Genomic DNA, 16,438 nt, shown 5'->3' on the forward strand with positions numbered 1-16,438 from the left:
GTTATTTGTGGCTGGCTTTACCCAACGCCTTGGCGACCAGTTGTTCGTAAAGTTCGGCGTACGGTTCAACCGCTTTGCTCCAGTTGAACGGTGCAGCCATGGCACGGCAGCGCATGGCGTTGAGCAGTTCCGGAAAGGCGAACACCTTGAACGCGCGGCTCAGGGCTTCCTTGTAGCTATCAACGGTGGACTCATCGAAGAGGAAACCGGTGACGCCGTTTTCAATGGTGTCGGCCAGGCCGCCGGTGTTGCGCGCGACCGGCAGCGAGCCGAAACGCTGGGCGTACATCTGGCTCAGGCCGCAAGGCTCGTAGCGCGACGGCATCAAGAGGAAATCGCTGCCGGCGAACATACGTCGGGCATCGGTTTCGTTGAAGCCGATCCGCACGCCGATCTGGCCAGGAAAGCGCAGGGCCAGTTCACGCATGGCTTGCTCTTCTTCCGGCTCGCCGCGACCGATGATCGCGATCTGACCACCGTTCTGCACGATGAACTCGGACACCGCTTCGGTGAGGTCGAGACCTTTCTGATAGACCAGGCGCGATACCACGGCGAACAGCGGGCCGGTAGAGTCATTCAGGCCGAACAGCTCACGGACGTGGGCGGCGTTGACCGCTTTGCCTTCCCAGTCGCCGATGGCGAACGGGGCGAACAGGTGCGGGTCGGTCGCCGAATCCCAGCTCTCGTCGATGCCGTTCGGGATGCCGCTGAGCAGGCCTTGCTGGGTCTTGGCGGCAAGGAAACCGTCGAGGCCGCAACCGAAATCAGGCGTGGTGATTTCCTGCGCATACGTCGCGCTGACCGTGGTGATATGGCTCGAATAGGCCATGCCGGCCTTGAGGAACGACATCTTGCCGTAGAACTCCATGCCTTCCTGTTGCAGGGCATGGGTGGGAATCCCCAGCTCCGGGCAGGAACCAAGGCTGGTCACGCCCTGGTAGGCAAGGTTGTGAATGGTGAACAGCGTTGGCGTGCGCTGCCCGCGCCAGTGCATGTAAGCGGGCGCGAGGCCAGCCGGCCAGTCATGGGCGTGCACCAGATCCGGGCGCCAGTGGATTTGCGCAAGATTGGCGGCGATGTCGGCAGCGGCCAGGCCGAGACGGGCGAAGCGGATATGGTTGTCCGGCCAGTCGCGACCGTTGTTGGCGCCGTAAGGGCCACCCTCACGCTCATAGAGTTCAGGGCAGATCAGTACGTAGATCACCAGACCATCGGGCATGTCCATACGCCCGATCTTGCAAGGTGGCAGCGCGGCGTGGCCACCCAGCTCGCCGATGATGTGAATCGGGTTTTCGCTGTGCACCACTTGCGGATACCCGGGAATCAACACCCGCACGTCATGCAGGTGGGCCATCGCCCGGGGCAGGGCGGCGGACACGTCACCGAGGCCGCCGGTCTTGACCAGATCGGCGATCTCAGAGGTCACGAACAACACTTTTTTCTTGTTGGGATTCTGGCTTGCTACCGGAGCAAGCGTCTTGGTGCCGGGTACGTTGATCTGTCGGCTGCCGGGAACACTGATGGTGCTCGATTCTCCAAGCGACTGGTGAGCACGCTCTCCCTGAATATCCAATGCCGCACTGATCATATGTCTCTCCCGTGTGTGATCTGATTCTTGTCTCGAACAAGCTGTTTCGTGGCCAAGTCCTGTGGCCGGGCGCAAAGGCGCCACGCATCGGTGAGCAAATGCTGACCCAACACGCGCAAGCAGAATGGGTGGTGAGGCCGTTGCAAGGATTACACCAGTCGCTTTCGCCCAGTTGTTCTGATGACCTGTGGCGTGAAGCAAAAGTTTCGACTTTTTTTCGTCGGTATGACCGAGTGGTTTGGCCACTGAAAAATCAGTCTAGGCCAGATCCTAGAGCGGGTCGGGGCAAATGGGTAAATTGTTCGACAATCGGTTGTGTCGGGATGTAAGCGAGGGTTCAGGAGGGAAAACGCTCCGACGAAGGGCATGTTTTTCGGTCGGAGTGGGCCAAAACAGTGACTGGGCAGTCACGGTTTTGTGCTAGGGGATGGGCGAGTTGCACCGTTGTGGTGCGAGCGTATTGCAGAGTGGTATCTGAGATGACCTCTTCGCGAGCAGGCTCGCTCCCACATTGGACCGCGTACAACCTGTGGGAGCGAGCCTGCTCGCGAAGAGGGCGGTTGAAGCAACTCAACTTTAAAGTGATGGACTCAGTTCAACAGACGCACCGGCTCCCCAGCTGCCCAACCCTGAATATCCTCGATCATCTGCCGGAAGAACTGCTCGTAATTCTGCCGACTGACATACCCCACATGCGGCGTGGCGAGGACATTGTCCAGCGTGCGAAACGGGTGCAGGGCCGGCAACGGCTCTTGCTCGAATACGTCCAGCGCTGCTCCGGCAATGCGCCGTTTCTGTAGCGCCTTGATCAACGCGGTTTCATCGACGATCGGTCCGCGTGCGGTGTTGACCAGCAATGCGGTCGGTTTCATCCAGTCCAGCGCCTGGGCATCAACCAGACCGCGACTGCGTTCACTGAGCACCAGATGCACCGACAGTACGTCGGCCTGCTCGAACAGTTGTTGCTTGCTGACGTACGTCACGCCGGCCTGTTCAGCGCGTTCGGCGGTGAGGTTTTCGCTCCAGGCGATCACCCGCATGCCGAACACCTGACCGAATTGCGCGACGCGCTGGCCGATGCTGCCCAAACCCAGGATTCCCAGGGTCTTGCCATGCAGATCGCCGCCGAGGCCCTGCTGCCACTGGCCGGCCCGCAGCGCATTGGCTTCCTTCACCAGATCACGGGTGGCCGCCATGATCAGCGCCCAGGTGAGTTCCGGCGCGGCGTGTTTGTAGCTATCGGTGCCGCAGACCTTGATGCCCAGAGCTGCTGCGGCCGGTATGTCCAGCGCGGCATTGCGCATGCCGCCGGTGGCCAGCAACTTCAGATTGGGCAAGCGCCCGAGCAAATCGGCGTCGAAGCGCGTGCGTTCGCGCATGACGCAGATCACCTCGTACTTGCCAAGGCGCTCGGCCAGTGTGGCGTTGTCGGCCGGGTAATCATGCACAAAGGTCACTTCACCGATGCTCTCCAGCACGGACCAGTCGACCACGTCGCGGGCCACGTCTTGCCAGTCATCGATCACTGCAATCTGCACCGTCATCGGCTTGCCTCATCAAGGAGCGGAAGGAGTCTTGCCCAGCCAGCCAAGCAGCGCCTGATGGAATTTCTCCGGTTCTTCCATTTGCGGCGCATGACCCATGCCCGGGAATTCAATCAGCGTTGACTGCGGAATCAGCTTGGCGACCTGCTTGCCAAGCACCTCGTAATGACCGATTTTGGCTTTCACTTCCGGCGGCGCGAGGTCCTTGCCGATGGCGGTGGTGTCGGAGGTGCCGATCAGCAACAGGGTCGGCATCTTCAGATCCTTGAACTCGTAGTACACCGGCTGGGTGAAGATCATGTCGTAGATCAGCGCCGAGTTCCACGCGACCTGGGTCTTGCCCGGACCGTTGCTCAGGCCGGCGAGCATGTCGACCCAACGATCGAATTCCGGCTTCCAGCGGCCGTCGTAATAGGTGGTGCGCTCATAATCGCGAATGCCCTTGGCCGTGACCTTCAATTCACGCTGATACCACTGATCGACGGTGCGATACGGAACGCCGAGGGCTTTCCAGTCTTCCAGACCGATCGGGTTGACCATCGCCAGTTGATCAACCTGCTCAGGGAACAGCAGCGCATAACGGGTGGCGAGCATGCCGCCGGTGGAGTGGCCGAGCACAGTGGCTTTCTGAATGCCCAAAGCCTTGAGCAATTGCTGGGTGTTGGTGGCCAGTTGCTGGAAGCTGTACTGATAATGCTCAGGTTTGCTGGATGTACAGAAACCGATCTGATCCGGCGCAATCACGCGGTAGCCGGCGTCGCTCAGGGCTTTGATCGAACTGTCCCAGGTCGCTGCGCAGAAATTCTTGCCGTGCATCAGCACCACGGTGCGGCCGTTGGCCTTGCCATTGGCGGCGACGTCCATGTAGCCCATTTGCAGCTTCTGGCCTTGGGATTCGAAGGCGAAATGTTTAAGCGTGTAGGGGTATTGGAAACCTTGCAACTCCGGGCCATAGGCAGGCCCTTCGGCGGGGGCGGTTTCAGTGGCCGCGTGCGCCATTAATGGCAGGGCAGCGCTGAGGACGAGGCCGGGCAGCCAGCGGGAAAGCGTGACGGACATAAGCACAAACTCCTTGAAAATTGGCCGACTCTGGAAGGTCGGGATTACGCCGACGTTAAACAAAGGCAATCACACTGAGGGTTGGTTCAAACTAGCCAGCCAAGTGTCAGCAAGGCCAGCACGCCATAGCGCGCGCCTTTGGCCAGCGTCACGATCAACAGAAAGCGCCCGAGCGGTTCGCGCATGACGCCTGCTATCAAGGTCAGCGGATCGCCGATCACCGGCAGCCAACTGAGCAGCAGCGACCAATGCCCATAGCGCTCATAGTGCTTGCGTGCCTTGGCCATATGCCCAGGGCTGACCGGAAACCAGCGTCGATCCTGAAAGCGCTCGATGCCACGGCCCAGCCACCAGTTGACCAGCGAGCCGAGTACGTTGCCCAGCGTCGCTACCGCGAGCAAACCCCACAGCCAGTAACGCTCGCTGACGATCAGGCCGACCAGCAGCGCCTCGGATTGCAATGGCAACAACGTCGCCGCACCAAACGCAGCAAAGAACAGGCCGAAGTAAGCCGCACCCATCAACGGGCCGGGTAGTCCGCCACTACCACGTCAGCGCCGTCCTTCTTCAGGCCGATCACTTGGTACGCATCGCTCATGCCGTCCATTTCCATGCCCGGCGAGCCCATTGGCATGCCCGGTGCAGCCACACCCAGCAGATCGTCGCGCTTGCTCAACGCAAGCACCTGATCGGCCGGCACATGACCTTCAACGAATTTGCCATTGATGATCGCCGTGTGGCAGGACGCCAGACGCGGTGGTACGCCGTGCTGCTGTTTAAAGCTGCTCATGTCGCTTTCGACGTGGTCTTCGACTTTGAAGCCATTGGCTTCGAGATGGCTGATCCACTTTTTGCAGCAGCCGCAATTGGCATCGCGGTGCACTTCGATCGGGATCAGTTCGGCGGCTTGCGCCAGGGAGGAGGTGAACAGGGCGCTCAGGGCGAGCAGACGCAGTTGGCTTCGCATGGGAATGGGCTCTCGACTCGGTGAAGGTCAGCAAGAACGCATTTTGACCGGTTTTTCCATCCCGGCATCAACTGAGTGTTTCCAGTTGCTACAAGACAGCCGAACCAATGTGGGAGCGAGCCTGCACGCGAATGCGGTTGACCAGCCGCAGATACAGTGACTGAAAAATCGCTTTCGCGAGCAGGCTCGCTGCCACAGGGGATTGGCGTAAAGGCCAAAATCCCCGTGGTCGCGGTTGGCTTAACTGACCTTGAACCGCCCCATGATCGCGCTCACGCGGCTATTGGCTTCGAGCAACTGGCGGGTATTCAGCTCGCTGGCCTGGCCGCTCTGCACCAGTTCATCGACCATGTGGCGAATCTGCACCATGCTGCGGTTGATCTCTTCGGTCACTGCGCTTTGCTGTTCGGCGGCGGTGGCGATCTGGGTGCTGAGGCTGTTGATGTGGCTGACCGAACCGGCCATTTCGTCCAGCCCCGAGTTGACTCGGGCGGTGGCGTCAGCAGCGGACTGGCAACTGGCCTGGGTGTTTTCCATGGCGCTGACCGACGAACTCACGCCTTGGGTCAGACGGGTCAACATTTCGTTGATTTCCGAGGTGCTGGCCTGAGTGCGGGCGGCGAGGGCGCGGACTTCATCCGCCACCACCGCAAAGCCGCGACCCTGTTCACCGGCCCGGGCCGCTTCAATCGCGGCGTTGAGGGCGAGCAGGTTGGTCTGCCCGGCAATCGCGCCGATGACGCCGAGGATTTCGGTGATGCGCTGGGCGTCCTGCTGCATGTTTTCAACTTTGTGTGTAGCGCTGGCCACTTCGTCGATCAGCGCGACCACGCTGTTGGTCGCTTCACCCACCACGACGCGCGAGCGGTCTGCGTTCTCATTGGCACGCTGGGTGAATGCAGCGGTTTCAGCGGCGTTTTGCGCGACGCTTTCAGCAGTCGAGCTCATTTCGTTGATGGCGGTGACGGTCTGATCGGTTTCCGAAGCGTGACGCAGCAGAATCTGGCCGGTATGTGCCGAGGTGCGCTGCAGGTTGTCGAGGCTGGAAGCCATGGCGCCGGTGGCCTGGGTGACTTCGCCGATCATGTTCTGCAGATAGGCGATGAAGGTGTTGACCGAGTGACCGATGGCGCCCAGTTCGTCTTCGGCGCGAATGGTGATTCGGCGGGTCAGGTCGGCGTCACCGCTGGACAGCGAATCAATGTTGGCCTTCAGCGCTTTCATGCGCAGCACCAGTTTGCGAATCGCGTAAACCTGCAACAGCACCAGCAGGATCACCAGCGGAATCTGGATCAGGCTGAGGCTATGGAGCACGTCGTCGCGCTGGGCAGTGAGCATCTTGGTCGGCAGGGCGGTGGCGAGGAACCACGGTGTGCCCTCGATAGGGCGCATGAAGAATGTGGCGTCTTCACCGTTGTTATCGAACTCGACGCGTTGTGCTGTATCGCGATTCTGCAGGCCGGTCTTGATCTGATTGACGAAGGTCGAGCTGGCTGCCAGTTCGCTGATGTTCTTCAGCACGATCGGGCCGCTGATGCGCGAGCTGTTGCTGATGATCTTGCCGTCCGCCTCGACGATGAGCATTTCGGCGTTGAGGTCTTTTTCCTTGCGCGCCACCAGGTCGTTGAAGAAGCCCAGGGTCACGTCGATGGTCGAAACACCCCAGGCGCTGCCGTTCTTGTAGATCGCCATGGCGCAGTTGGTGCGCGGCTCGGCACTGGCGTCGTCTTTATAGGCAGCGGCCCACGCGCACTGGCCGCGCGGAGTGGCCATGCCGCCCTTGTGCCAGCTCTGGTCGTAATAGTTTGGCGCCGCATCGCTGTTCCAGAACGTGTTGACCTTGAGTTGGCCAGAGGCGTCACGGTGCCAGAAAGTGCTGAATTTGTTACGCCCGGCTTCGCGCTGGCCCGGCAACGGCCAGATACCGCCGCCAAAGACTTTCAGTTCGCCATACTGATCCACCAGCCCTGGCAGCACCACGTCGATGGCGGCGCTGTCGAGCAGCGGGATGGTCTGGGTGATGCTGCGTTGCTGCGCCTGTACCTTGTTCAGTTCGCCCTGGATCTGCACGGCGACTTCGGCGATGCGGTTGAGCACGACCTTCTCTTCGGTATCGCGCAGGGTCGGTGCCACCAGTTGGCTGATGCCGACCACGGTCAGCACGGACAACAGCAGGATGAACAGAATCAGAAACAGCGTGTAGCGAGCCTGAATAGTGCGCAGTGCGGGCATGGAACTGATCCTCGAGCGGCATTTTTGTTGGAGGGCAGGAATAAAAACAGGGCGGGTATCACAGCGTATCGTCGTTGCGGGCCGAAGCTTTAGGTGCTCGCGCGCCGAAACAACGCTGGGCGATGACCGGTTGGTATCGGGATGGGTACAAATCCCCGAATCGCCACGTTTGTTACATCAGGATGACGGCTCTGAACCAATGTTTACGGGATGCAGGCTTGTGTCGCGAATGTACGAGATTTGTAAAAAAGCGCACAAAAGACTTGGTGCGATCAGGCGCATCGGCCGATACTCGCGCCCATTCAATTGGTTGGAACAAGGACATTTCATGCTCATCGCACAAGGAATCCTCGCATGACGATCGGTTATACCGGCGCCTGGGAAAGCAAGGCGGGCGTTATGGTCCGTGATACCGGCGCGAAAAAGCAGGTTTCGCAGAGCGTCAAAGTGCAGCAGATGCTGACGCTGGTCGGCAACGATCCGAATGCGCTGAATGTGGCGGAGATGGATAAGCAGGGTTTGCGCAAGCAGATCAAGGGCTTCGACCCGGCCAACGTTTCCGTCAAGCAGTTGGGCAACCTCAGCGAATTCCTGCGCGGGCGCGGCCTGATTTCCGAGATCACCTCGATCACTTTGCTCAATGCCGGCGACAAATTCGACCGCTTCGGCGTGCAGAAAGACCCGGAGGCGAAGTTCAACGCGCTGGAATATTTCGCCACTCAGCTCGATGCCATCCAGACCAACAGTCTCAATGGCAATTACTACGGCAAGAGCCTGATCCCCGAATTCAAGAAAGCCATTTACGTCCTGCAGAATCTCAAGACCTATGGCGAAGGCAATGCGGCAGTTCCGTCCGACAAAGGCCTGAAGGCAAAGGCGTAACGTCTGCTGATGATGCCCGCTCATCCGTGTGCGGGCTCATGCTTGTTTACACCGCAGGCGCGGCTCGCCCAGTAATGTGACGTTGTGCCTGGTCATGCAACTGCTGCATGTAAGGACAATGCAATGTCAGCCGGCGCGTGCGGTAGCCCCGATGAAACAACGCCAGCCATCCCCCTCGATTGTCCTGTGCAGGCGCCAGGCCGGTGAAAGCAAAACCGATGGCCTTCAGACTGTGCAGATCCAAGGCAAACTGTCGCGAAAGCTGTAGACGAATCGAAACCAGCCAATGCCCGGGCAGTGATCGCAACTGGTCGAGCAGTTCCGGATTGAGTTTTTCCAGCCACATTTCATGGCGGCTGCCGTGCTGCTGGACCTGAACCGAAGCTCCGCGCCAGCGTCCTGCATCAGCTCCGACGCCGAACACAGCGCTCAGACGCTCCATCAAGGGGCGGCAACTGGCTGGCCATGCCTGTTCTGGCAATGGCCGTTGATAGCCATCGATAGCACGTATACCCAACACGATCGACTCGGGTTTTTTACAACCAAAGGGTGAGCGGACATAGTCCGGCAACAATCCAGTGTTGTGAAAACCGAGGTTGATAGCCATGCGTTGGGTGTAAGGGTGATGGGTGACCTGTTTGATCGAGACGCTGCGACAACCCAACGCCTGCGCATGAGTCAGCAGTTGTCCGCCCAGCCGCGTGGCAATGTTCTTTCCACGGGTATCGGGATGTACGACGCTCAAGGCCAGTTCGGCATCGTGCGAGCTTTCGCTCTGCCGATACAAAGTGGCATGGCCAAGAACCCGCTCACCCTCCACTGCAACCAGTGAATGCCAGCGTTTGTCGGCGTGGTTCTGATTGATCAGGCAGGGCATGTAAACGTCGGTTTGCACGTAATGATCACCGTAGACCTCGCGAAACAGCTGGCTGACGGCCTTGGCGTCGGTGTCACGGTAATTGCGCAGAATCAACGACTCCATCACGCACCTCCCTCTCGTCCGGGCCATAGCAGCGCAAGTCGACGATCCGCAGGCTTTTCCCTGCGCGAGGATGGCGCGCCAAATCCTCGAACCGGCAACTCTGGATGCGCAGCTCCAATAACCGCTCAGCCCGCAGTTGCGCGATCGGCGGGTACAGTTCGATCAAGCGGGCCTCAAGTTTCTCGTCGATGAGCGCCGATCGTTCGATGACTGCGTATTTCAACGTCAACACATCTGCGCTGTTGGCTTGTTCGATCAGCAATTGCCAATCGTCGCTGCCAGTAATGCTCCGTACGCTTTCGCTGATTTCATCGGTCATCAGCGACAGAATGCCGACCCGCACCCGCTGGCTATTGCCGCTGCGTCCTCTCAGGGCGAATTTGCGTCGTGCAGTGCCCGGCGGTTCGCGCCAGCACGCTAGATCTCCGACGGGATAGCGGATCAGCGGCATCAAGCGGCGATGCAGATTGGTCAATACGAGCAGACCGGTTTGATCGCAGGCCTCGATCGTTGCGCCGCTGTGCTGATCGATAATCTCCAACAGGACGTGGCCGTCGGGTGTGCGATGTTCTCCTTCGACGCAGTCAGGATGACTGGCGCCAATGAATCCGCCGTCGACGCTGGCGTAGCCGATCGAGGCAATGCGCGCGTTGGGCAGCACTTGCTCAAGGAGCTGGCGCTGTGAGGCAAACAGGCTCTCCCCGCCGTAAAGCACGCTATCAACCAGTGGCAACGTCAGTCCGCGTTGTTTGAGCCAACTGGCGAAAGTCAGTAATTGCGCGGGCACGCCAGCCAGTACATTGATTCGATGCTGTTCGATGGCATCGGCCAACTTCGGCGGATCGACCTCACCGGTAAACGGAAACTCGCTGACAGCTGTTTGAACATGGGCGAGTGAGTCATGAATAAACAGAAAACTGGCGTAGAGGTCGCCAGCGAAAAACAGGTTGGCGACACGGTCGCCGGAGCTGAATTGTTCACTCAGGCTGCGGCCGAAATCTTCCACCGTGCGCTGCCATTCCGTGCGGGCATACACGGACAGCCTGCCACCGCCGGTTGATCCACCGGTCTTGAACACCAAGGCGTGGGCAATGGGGGCCGTCAGAACCGGCCATTGCATCAGATCCGCGCTGTCTTTCCAGAAGTCTGCCGGATCAAGCAGTGGCAATTCGCACAGTGAACTTATCGCCTCGGGGATGTTGGCGAGACTGTTCTTGTAGTAGGGCGAATGCTCACGGGCGAAACCCGTTAATTCGCTAATCGAGTCGGTTGTTTTCACGGTGTGTTCTTCTTGATTCGAATGAGCCAGCTCACGGCAAGCGTCAGCGGCGGGAGTCAATGACCAGCGGCGTCTTGCCGCTGTGTTTGTTTCGAGCGAAGTGTTCGGGCGAGCATTGCTCGATCTGCAGCACCAGCAATCCGCTGTCGATGATGGTCGTCAGGGTCAGGTAATCGGCGAGACGTGTTTCAACGGTGGCGGCTGTAAGTTCGCAATGCAGTTGCATGCGCTCGACGCCCTCGGCGCTGTGGTCCAGATGCAACTGAAACGGCACTTGCAGCCGTGACGCCAATTCGCTCAGGGAAATGAAGTCGGTGCCGATACGCAACAACTTGCCGTGGCGTTGCAACAGTTCAAAGCGGGGCGACTTCAGCCCGCAGGCGCAGACGCCCGGGAGCCAGCGTCCGCTGTCGCCAATCTCATAACGCTGCACGCGCTGACCACCCTCGCGGGCGAGCGAGGTGACCAGCAGCCGGCCCACCTGATCGTCGATCACCGGCACATCCTCATCGAACGCGACAATCTCCAACTGCTGGATTTCGCTCATCAGATGGAAAACCCCATCCGCCGAATCCTCGCAGGCATGCCCAAGCGGACCGGCGTCGACGCTGCCGTAAATCGCCGAGCGAATGGTCGAGACGCCACAACTGCGCAGCAATTCACGGTTCTGATCGCTCAGGTGCTCGCCACCGAGAAAGACCTTTTCGACTCCGGCATAAGCACGCAGACGCTCCTGTTCATTGAGGAACAGACGATGCAGGGTACCGGGCATACCGACCAGCACGTTGACCCGTTGATCGATGATCAGTTGGGCAATCTCCCGGTAGTCGTCATCGGTAGGCGCGGCCATGGGCAGGTGCGTCACCTCAAGCAGTTCCAGCGCTTTGCTGAAGCTGAGAAAGCCGCCGTACAGCCCGCCACAGAAGAACAGGTTCATGACTCGGTCTTGTGCTGGATCCAGACCGGCGGCGAACAGGCCATCAGCGGTCGCGCGCATCTGCCGATCAAAGTCGCGATAGCTGTAGCCGGCCAGAGCAGGGGTGCCGCTGCTGCCTCCAGAGCGGAAATACAACTGCGCCTGATCGTTGATGGGCTGGGCAACGAAGGCTTCTTTGTCCATGATCGCAGCGCACGGCGTCGCCGCTGATGGTGCTGGATCGAGACTGGCCTGATTCGGCAGTTGCGTGGCTGCAAGACTCACCGATACCCGTCGACTCAAACGTTGCAGCGCATAGACGCCATCATGGGGTTCGCCCTCGTACCCGTCGTGAATGTTGCCGATCGGTGCGATCCGCGTGACTCCGGCAGCGATCAACGCATGGGTAAGCTCGACAATTTGCGGTTGTGCGCATACCAGCGCACAGCTTTGCAGGACGTTGCGCCACGGCAGCAGGGTGGCCGTCAATAGTGCCTGCGGCAGCGGGTGCAGCAATACGCTGCGAAACAGCGGTGAAGGAGCGAGTTGCCGATCATGGGTCCAGATCACCCGCCAGCCTGGGCCGTTCCACACTTGCCCGGTGTGACCGGCGAAACTCTGGCCGAGGCGGGCCATCTGCGTGTGCGTGGTAATTTGCGCAGCTTCCTGGCGTGTCGGCACCAGTGCCGGCCACTGTGTGGCGCGTCGTTGCAGGGCCTGCGCCAGGCGTTCACCGATATCGCGCAAGACTTGCGTGTCGTCGCTGTCCACCAACAGCCATTGCGGGCTGGAGCAGGCCTGCTGATCCAGTCGGCAAACTTCGTCGGCGACGGCATCCAGCGCCTCTGGCGTAGCCGATGCAGGAGTGAGATAGACGAAGCTGATGCGATGCCCCCAGTCGATCCAGCGACAACCCGGCACCAGCTGTTGCCGAATGGCTTGCAAGGCCGCTTCGCCACCCCACGCCGCGACACCATTGGCAGATTTGCATAATCGGCCGATCTGCTCGGTGCTCGCTGGAACCACCGCCACGTGACCGGCCAGTTGTCCGCTCGCATCGCAGTTCACCAACGCGCGCAACAGTCGCGCCGTCAGGCCTTGATCGCTGCGGCTGGGGCGCAACCAGTTGACGTTGCCGGCGAGCAGACTTTCCACCACCGCGCAAAAGGCCAGCAGCGGCGCGTTGGCCGGGGTGATGTGCACCACCAGCCCGAGCGGGCGCCAGGCTTCGAAGCGTGGCAGGCGATAATCGATACGGCGCAGGGAGTCGGCAGCGACGCCGAGTTCGCGCTGGCGTTTGGTCGTCAAGGCTTCAGGTTGGCAGAAATCGATCAAGGCCTGCCGTTGTTCGCTGTCGAGGGGCAGATCCGTGCGCGAGTCACGCAGCAGCTGGGCAAAAACAGTGATCGCCTTGATGACCGTGCTGCTGTCTAGCGACGTCGCCAAACGCTGGGGCAACTTGTATTGCAGGTCTTGCAGCGCTTGGTCGAGGCTGTAAATGTCGTGCAGTTGTCCATCGATCAAAAACATTTCAGTGACTTCCCAATAATTCGGCGGCGGCCATTGCGCAGCTTCTGCCCGCTGTGGTGCCGGCGCGGCCGTGCAGTTCGAACCAGTCGCTGGTCAATCCACAGCCGCAACTTGCGCCCGGGTGCAGCGTGGCAAGGTCGCTCATGACCACGGCGTGGGCCGGGCTGGATGAGATGTAAGGCGAGACGAAGCCGAGCAGGCCTTGTTGGCCATAGGGCAGCAGAGAAAAATCCGCCGCATCGCGAATCAGCACCCGCGAATACACCGGCACATGAAAGCGGTGACGGGCGCATTCGATATAAGGCACCGCATGCTCGACAGCGCCGTAACCGTCGCGGCAGCGGGCGGTTTCGATGCCCAATTGCCGATGGATATGGGCATAAAACTGTTGTTTAGGAATTTCCTGCGCAGCCAGGGTTTTCCAGCCGCCGCCAAAAAAGGCCAGCGAACCGGCGGGCAATTGCACATCCTGTACAGCGGTAGCCTGCATGCGTTGCAGGGTCTGCCAGAGAAACGCCGGGAAGCCGAAAATCCGTACCGGCAAACCCTCTTCAGCGAATGACTGCAATGCGGCGATGACACCGAATACGTCGAACTGATGGCCGCTACCGGTGTTGCGCAAGGCGTAAACCAAGCGATTGACCGGGGCGAACCGACAGAGAAACTGGTCGGTAAACGAAGTGCCGAGCGTAATGTGACCCTCGGGTTCGTAGCTCAGCAGCAGGTAATTGCACGGCGTATCCGGAGTGTCCCAACCGTAATGGCGAAAGATCTGCGCAACCATGAACTGCGCCCGCGCCAGGCTGCGTTCGTCGTAACGCATCCGGCTTTTCTGCCCGCTGGTGCCCGACGAAGTCAGTTCGAGGGCGTCTGCGCCGGTGCTGCTGAGCAGCAGGTGTTGCTTGAAGAAACTGGCAAAGATCGGCGGCAGACGTGACCAGTCATCAAGACTGTCGAGGTCTTGCGGTGCCAGCCCATGGGCGTTGAGCCAATGGGCGTAACCCGGGGTGTGATCGCAGTGAAAGCGGCTGATTTCCTTCATCGCCCGATCAAACAGACCGGGCGCGGCTGAATCCGCGCAATAGGGGTGCTTCAACGCGCACAGCGCGTCGGCATAGGGTAGGTGAGTCATCAGTGTTCCTTACTGAGGCGAGGCCACATCAGCTGTGGTGGTTTGCAGGAGCCGGTAAACCATGGGCAGGCACATTAGCCCGCCGAATGCGGCCCAGAGAGCGAAGTATTCAAGACGGCCGCCGCCACCGATGGCCGCAATCAGCGAACCGCCAAGGCCCATGACGGCGATCGAAATCATGCCGGTCAGCGCCGACACCAGACCTTTGCTGTCGTCGCTGGCAAACAGCGCCAGGCGATACACCGCGGCGTTGCTCATGCCCAGCCCGACGGCGTACAGCGACAGACTCGCCACCACCGGACCAAGCCCCGCGCCGAACAATGCGCACGCGGCCAGAAACAGAAGGCCCAGACAGAACGGCCAGAGCGCCAGTTGAATCAATTGCGTCAGCGAATGAGTCTGCAGCAAGCGGTCGAGAATCAGATTGCCGGCAATCACCGCTGAGAAAACCGGAATCTGCCACAGGCCATATTCCAGCGGCGGCAGTTCCAGCACCCGCACCAGCAGCAACGGTGCCAGGCCTATCCATGTGATCAGGGGCAGACTCATCAGGCCCAGCGCCAGACTGGCGCAGAGAAAACGCGGGTTGCCTAACAACGCGCCATAGCGCCGTGAAGTGCAACGCCAGGAGAAGGGCACACGGGGTGTTCGATGACCATCGCGGCGCTCGACGCCTACGGTTTCCGGCATCCACAGCAACAGACCGAGCCAGACCAGCGCTGCCGTGAATCCCAGCAGCAGAAAGATTTCCCGCCAGCTCAGCCATTCCAGCAACAGGATCCCCAGTAGCGGCCCGAGCAGCGGCGATAACAACGCAACATTGCCGAGCAACGCCATCAGCCTGACGGCGTCCGCTTCACAGAACACCTCCTGTAGCGCCGGATAGCTGACTGCGACGACAAACCCCAGACCCATGCCTTGCAACAGCCGCAACAGGTTGAACGCTCCAATACTGTCGGTGAAAAAAGCTGCCGCGCACGACAATCCGAACAGCGCGCTGCCCGATAACAACAGTGGTCGTCGGCCGTATTGATCGGACAACGGGCCGAGTAACCATTGCAGGCACACGCCACCCAACAGAAACAGGTTGAAGGCATGGGGAACATGCCGTACGTCCGCGTCGAGGTCGGTGGTGACATCCAGCATCGCTGGCATGATCACATCGCTGGCCATGTAAGTGAGCAGTTCGAAAGCGGTCAGCGCCAGACATAAACCCGCAACCTGTCTGGGGCCGATATTGATAAGTGTTCTCTGCATGAACATCCCTGTTTTATGAGTGGTAGGAAGTTCGCAGAGCCTAGGCGCAGGCGCGCAGCCGACCTAGCCGTTTGCTGCGTCAGCAGATTTCAAAAACTTACGGCATGTTTAAAGGATTGGCGCGGCGTGAAACCTGTTTACCTGGCTGCCATTGCGGCGCAAACAACGATGCCCGCGTCAGTGCGGGCATTGTTTGCGCTGGATCAGGGAGGGCGGGCATGTCTCAGGGTTGGGTGCCCATGCAGCCAAAAAACCTCAGGGGCGGTAACATGAGCACCCGTTTGCCCCGGCGCATCCCCCTCATCCGGGAAACGCTCGGCGCGCAACCGGCTACATTTCAATGTTTCAGGAAACCGCAATGACCCAGAAGCAACGCTTGATTTATTCGATTCTGATCGCTCTGTCGGTACTGGCGATCATGCTGGGCCTGTCCTGGCTGCAGAATGCCGGCATGATCACCGAGAAGACTTTCCAGTACGTGGCAATCGGCGTAGCGGTCGTGGTGGTCATCATCAACGGCGTGATGCGCCGCAAGGTCAAGCCCTGAAGGCGAGCCTCATTCGTGGTTGAGGACCGCTGCAGCCTGCGGGTGCAGGCTGTAACTCTTGTCGGCGTTGAAGGTGATCACGCCTTCGGCGCACAAGCGTTTAAGCACTTCTCGCACGCTGAGAAACGACAGCGGCACGTCCAGATCGAGCAACTGGCTATGTACGCCACGTACGCCCAGGCGACGATTGCTCTGTGCCGCCACGAGCAGCGCGTCGATGACTTTCAGGCGAATCAGGCTGGTGCGCAGGCCGAAACTCTTCAGTAGCACGCGAATACGCTCGTTGCCCGGGCGCTCGCCGCGCTGGGTGAAATTGCCAGAGTGCGAACTCATGGAAACGCCCTGTGGCGTCTGGCTACCGTCCGTTGGTAGTTGCGAGTTGTACATGCGATTACTCCTTTTCAGAGCCAGATCGGGAAAGGTTTTGTTGCGGTCTCTAAACAAGACGTTTCAGCGCGACAAATCATGAAAGAAAAGATGTAGAAATTTCGTCGCTAATTCGTCTCAGCCTTGTGATGACGGC

Annotated in this window: 13 protein-coding genes and 2 pseudogenes; 2 read left to right on the forward strand and 13 right to left on the reverse strand. The window is 59.8% G+C overall.

The window, feature by feature from the left end; translation table 11 throughout:
- Nucleotide 1: 1 nt before the first annotated feature.
- The 7 genes and pseudogenes from glgA to AB4N85_RS08235 all read right to left on the reverse strand — a co-directional run.
- Nucleotides 2-1,588, reverse strand: coding sequence for a glycogen synthase GlgA (gene glgA / locus AB4N85_RS08205; RefSeq protein WP_016774645.1), 1,587 nt, complete (start codon nucleotides 1,586-1,588; stop codon nucleotides 2-4).
- A gap of 590 nt (nucleotides 1,589-2,178) precedes the next feature.
- Entirely contained in the window at nucleotides 2,179-3,132 is a 954-nt protein-coding gene (locus AB4N85_RS08210; RefSeq protein WP_460067673.1) for a D-2-hydroxyacid dehydrogenase family protein, read from the reverse strand.
- Nucleotides 3,133-3,144: 12 nt separating this feature from the next.
- Nucleotides 3,145-4,191, reverse strand: a complete 1,047-nt coding sequence (locus AB4N85_RS08215; protein ID WP_095179961.1) for an alpha/beta fold hydrolase — start codon at nucleotides 4,189-4,191, stop codon at nucleotides 3,145-3,147.
- Nucleotides 4,192-4,277: 86 nt separating this feature from the next.
- Entirely contained in the window at nucleotides 4,278-4,712 is a 435-nt protein-coding gene (locus AB4N85_RS08220; protein ID WP_150635380.1) for a YqaA family protein, read from the reverse strand.
- A complete protein-coding gene (locus tag AB4N85_RS08225) occupies nucleotides 4,712-5,158 on the reverse strand; it encodes a DUF411 domain-containing protein (protein WP_236168868.1) in 447 nt (148 codons plus the stop codon). Before AB4N85_RS08225 ends, AB4N85_RS08220 begins: the two co-directional genes overlap by 1 nt.
- A gap of 240 nt (nucleotides 5,159-5,398) precedes the next feature.
- A pseudogene (locus AB4N85_RS08230) lies at nucleotides 5,399-5,926 on the reverse strand (methyl-accepting chemotaxis protein); the annotation flags it as partial.
- Between the two features lie 333 nt (nucleotides 5,927-6,259).
- A pseudogene (locus AB4N85_RS08235) lies at nucleotides 6,260-7,390 on the reverse strand (HAMP domain-containing protein); the annotation flags it as partial.
- Nucleotides 7,391-7,744: 354 nt separating this feature from the next.
- Between AB4N85_RS08235 and AB4N85_RS08240 the strand changes: the two are divergent.
- Entirely contained in the window at nucleotides 7,745-8,272 is a 528-nt protein-coding gene (locus AB4N85_RS08240) for a hypothetical protein (protein ID WP_024012886.1), read from the forward strand.
- Nucleotides 8,273-8,318: 46 nt separating this feature from the next.
- Here AB4N85_RS08240 and AB4N85_RS08245 read toward each other — a convergent pair whose 3' ends face one another.
- Genes AB4N85_RS08245 through AB4N85_RS08265 form a run of 5 tightly spaced genes read right to left on the reverse strand, consistent with a single transcriptional unit; the run spans nucleotide 8,319 to nucleotide 15,368 of the window.
- A complete protein-coding gene (locus tag AB4N85_RS08245; protein ID WP_150635377.1) occupies nucleotides 8,319-9,254 on the reverse strand; it encodes a GNAT family N-acetyltransferase in 936 nt (311 codons plus the stop codon).
- Nucleotides 9,223-10,533, reverse strand: a complete 1,311-nt coding sequence (locus AB4N85_RS08250; RefSeq protein ID WP_252869494.1) for a phenylacetate--CoA ligase family protein — start codon at nucleotides 10,531-10,533, stop codon at nucleotides 9,223-9,225. The genes AB4N85_RS08245 and AB4N85_RS08250 overlap by 32 nt, the downstream gene beginning before the upstream one ends.
- A gap of 43 nt (nucleotides 10,534-10,576) precedes the next feature.
- Nucleotides 10,577-12,979: an aldehyde dehydrogenase family protein gene (locus tag AB4N85_RS08255; RefSeq protein ID WP_252869495.1), complete on the reverse strand. Its 2,403-nt coding sequence runs from the start codon at nucleotides 12,977-12,979 to the stop codon at nucleotides 10,577-10,579.
- A 1-nt stretch (nucleotide 12,980) separates the two neighbouring features.
- Nucleotides 12,981-14,111 carry a LuxE/PaaK family acyltransferase gene (locus AB4N85_RS08260; protein ID WP_252869496.1) on the reverse strand — a complete coding sequence of 377 codons (1,131 nt, stop codon included), beginning with the start codon at nucleotides 14,109-14,111 and terminating at the stop codon, nucleotides 12,981-12,983.
- A gap of 9 nt (nucleotides 14,112-14,120) precedes the next feature.
- Nucleotides 14,121-15,368 (reverse strand): MFS transporter, encoded by a 1,248-nt coding sequence (locus AB4N85_RS08265; RefSeq protein WP_460067678.1) that lies wholly within the window; start codon nucleotides 15,366-15,368, stop codon nucleotides 14,121-14,123.
- Between the two features lie 358 nt (nucleotides 15,369-15,726).
- Here AB4N85_RS08265 and AB4N85_RS08270 point away from each other — a divergent pair, with 358 nt between their 5' ends.
- Nucleotides 15,727-15,915, forward strand: a complete 189-nt coding sequence (locus tag AB4N85_RS08270; protein WP_041480969.1) for a hypothetical protein — start codon at nucleotides 15,727-15,729, stop codon at nucleotides 15,913-15,915.
- Nucleotides 15,916-15,924: 9 nt separating this feature from the next.
- On the opposite strand, the gene AB4N85_RS08275 is transcribed toward AB4N85_RS08270, so the two are convergent.
- A complete protein-coding gene (locus tag AB4N85_RS08275) occupies nucleotides 15,925-16,302 on the reverse strand; it encodes a fe2+ zn2+ uptake regulation protein (protein ID WP_041480968.1) in 378 nt (125 codons plus the stop codon).
- Nucleotides 16,303-16,438: the final 136 nt, after the last annotated feature.

Source organism: Pseudomonas sp. H1_G08 (assembly GCF_054681355.1).

What these genes read in the sequence shown, in the direction of transcription:
- AB4N85_RS08215 (WP_095179961.1), bottom strand. Translation starts at nt 4,191, where the DNA reads ATGTCCGTCACGCTTTCCCGCTGGCTGCCCGGCCTCGTCCTCAGCGCT.
- AB4N85_RS08255 (WP_252869495.1), bottom strand. Translation starts at nt 12,979, where the DNA reads ATGTTTTTGATCGATGGACAACTGCACGACATTTACAGCCTCGACCAA.
- AB4N85_RS08275 (WP_041480968.1), bottom strand. Translation starts at nt 16,302, where the DNA reads ATGTACAACTCGCAACTACCAACGGACGGTAGCCAGACGCCACAGGGC.
- glgA (WP_016774645.1), bottom strand. Translation starts at nt 1,588, where the DNA reads ATGATCAGTGCGGCATTGGATATTCAGGGAGAGCGTGCTCACCAGTCG.
- AB4N85_RS08240 (WP_024012886.1), top strand. Translation starts at nt 7,745, where the DNA reads ATGACGATCGGTTATACCGGCGCCTGGGAAAGCAAGGCGGGCGTTATG.
- AB4N85_RS08260 (WP_252869496.1), bottom strand. Translation starts at nt 14,111, where the DNA reads ATGACTCACCTACCCTATGCCGACGCGCTGTGCGCGTTGAAGCACCCC.
- AB4N85_RS08270 (WP_041480969.1), top strand. Translation starts at nt 15,727, where the DNA reads ATGACCCAGAAGCAACGCTTGATTTATTCGATTCTGATCGCTCTGTCG.
- AB4N85_RS08265 (WP_460067678.1), bottom strand. Translation starts at nt 15,368, where the DNA reads ATGCAGAGAACACTTATCAATATCGGCCCCAGACAGGTTGCGGGTTTA.
- AB4N85_RS08225 (WP_236168868.1), bottom strand. Translation starts at nt 5,158, where the DNA reads ATGCGAAGCCAACTGCGTCTGCTCGCCCTGAGCGCCCTGTTCACCTCC.
- AB4N85_RS08210 (WP_460067673.1), bottom strand. Translation starts at nt 3,132, where the DNA reads ATGACGGTGCAGATTGCAGTGATCGATGACTGGCAAGACGTGGCCCGC.
- AB4N85_RS08220 (WP_150635380.1), bottom strand. Translation starts at nt 4,712, where the DNA reads ATGGGTGCGGCTTACTTCGGCCTGTTCTTTGCTGCGTTTGGTGCGGCG.
- AB4N85_RS08245 (WP_150635377.1), bottom strand. Translation starts at nt 9,254, where the DNA reads ATGGAGTCGTTGATTCTGCGCAATTACCGTGACACCGACGCCAAGGCC.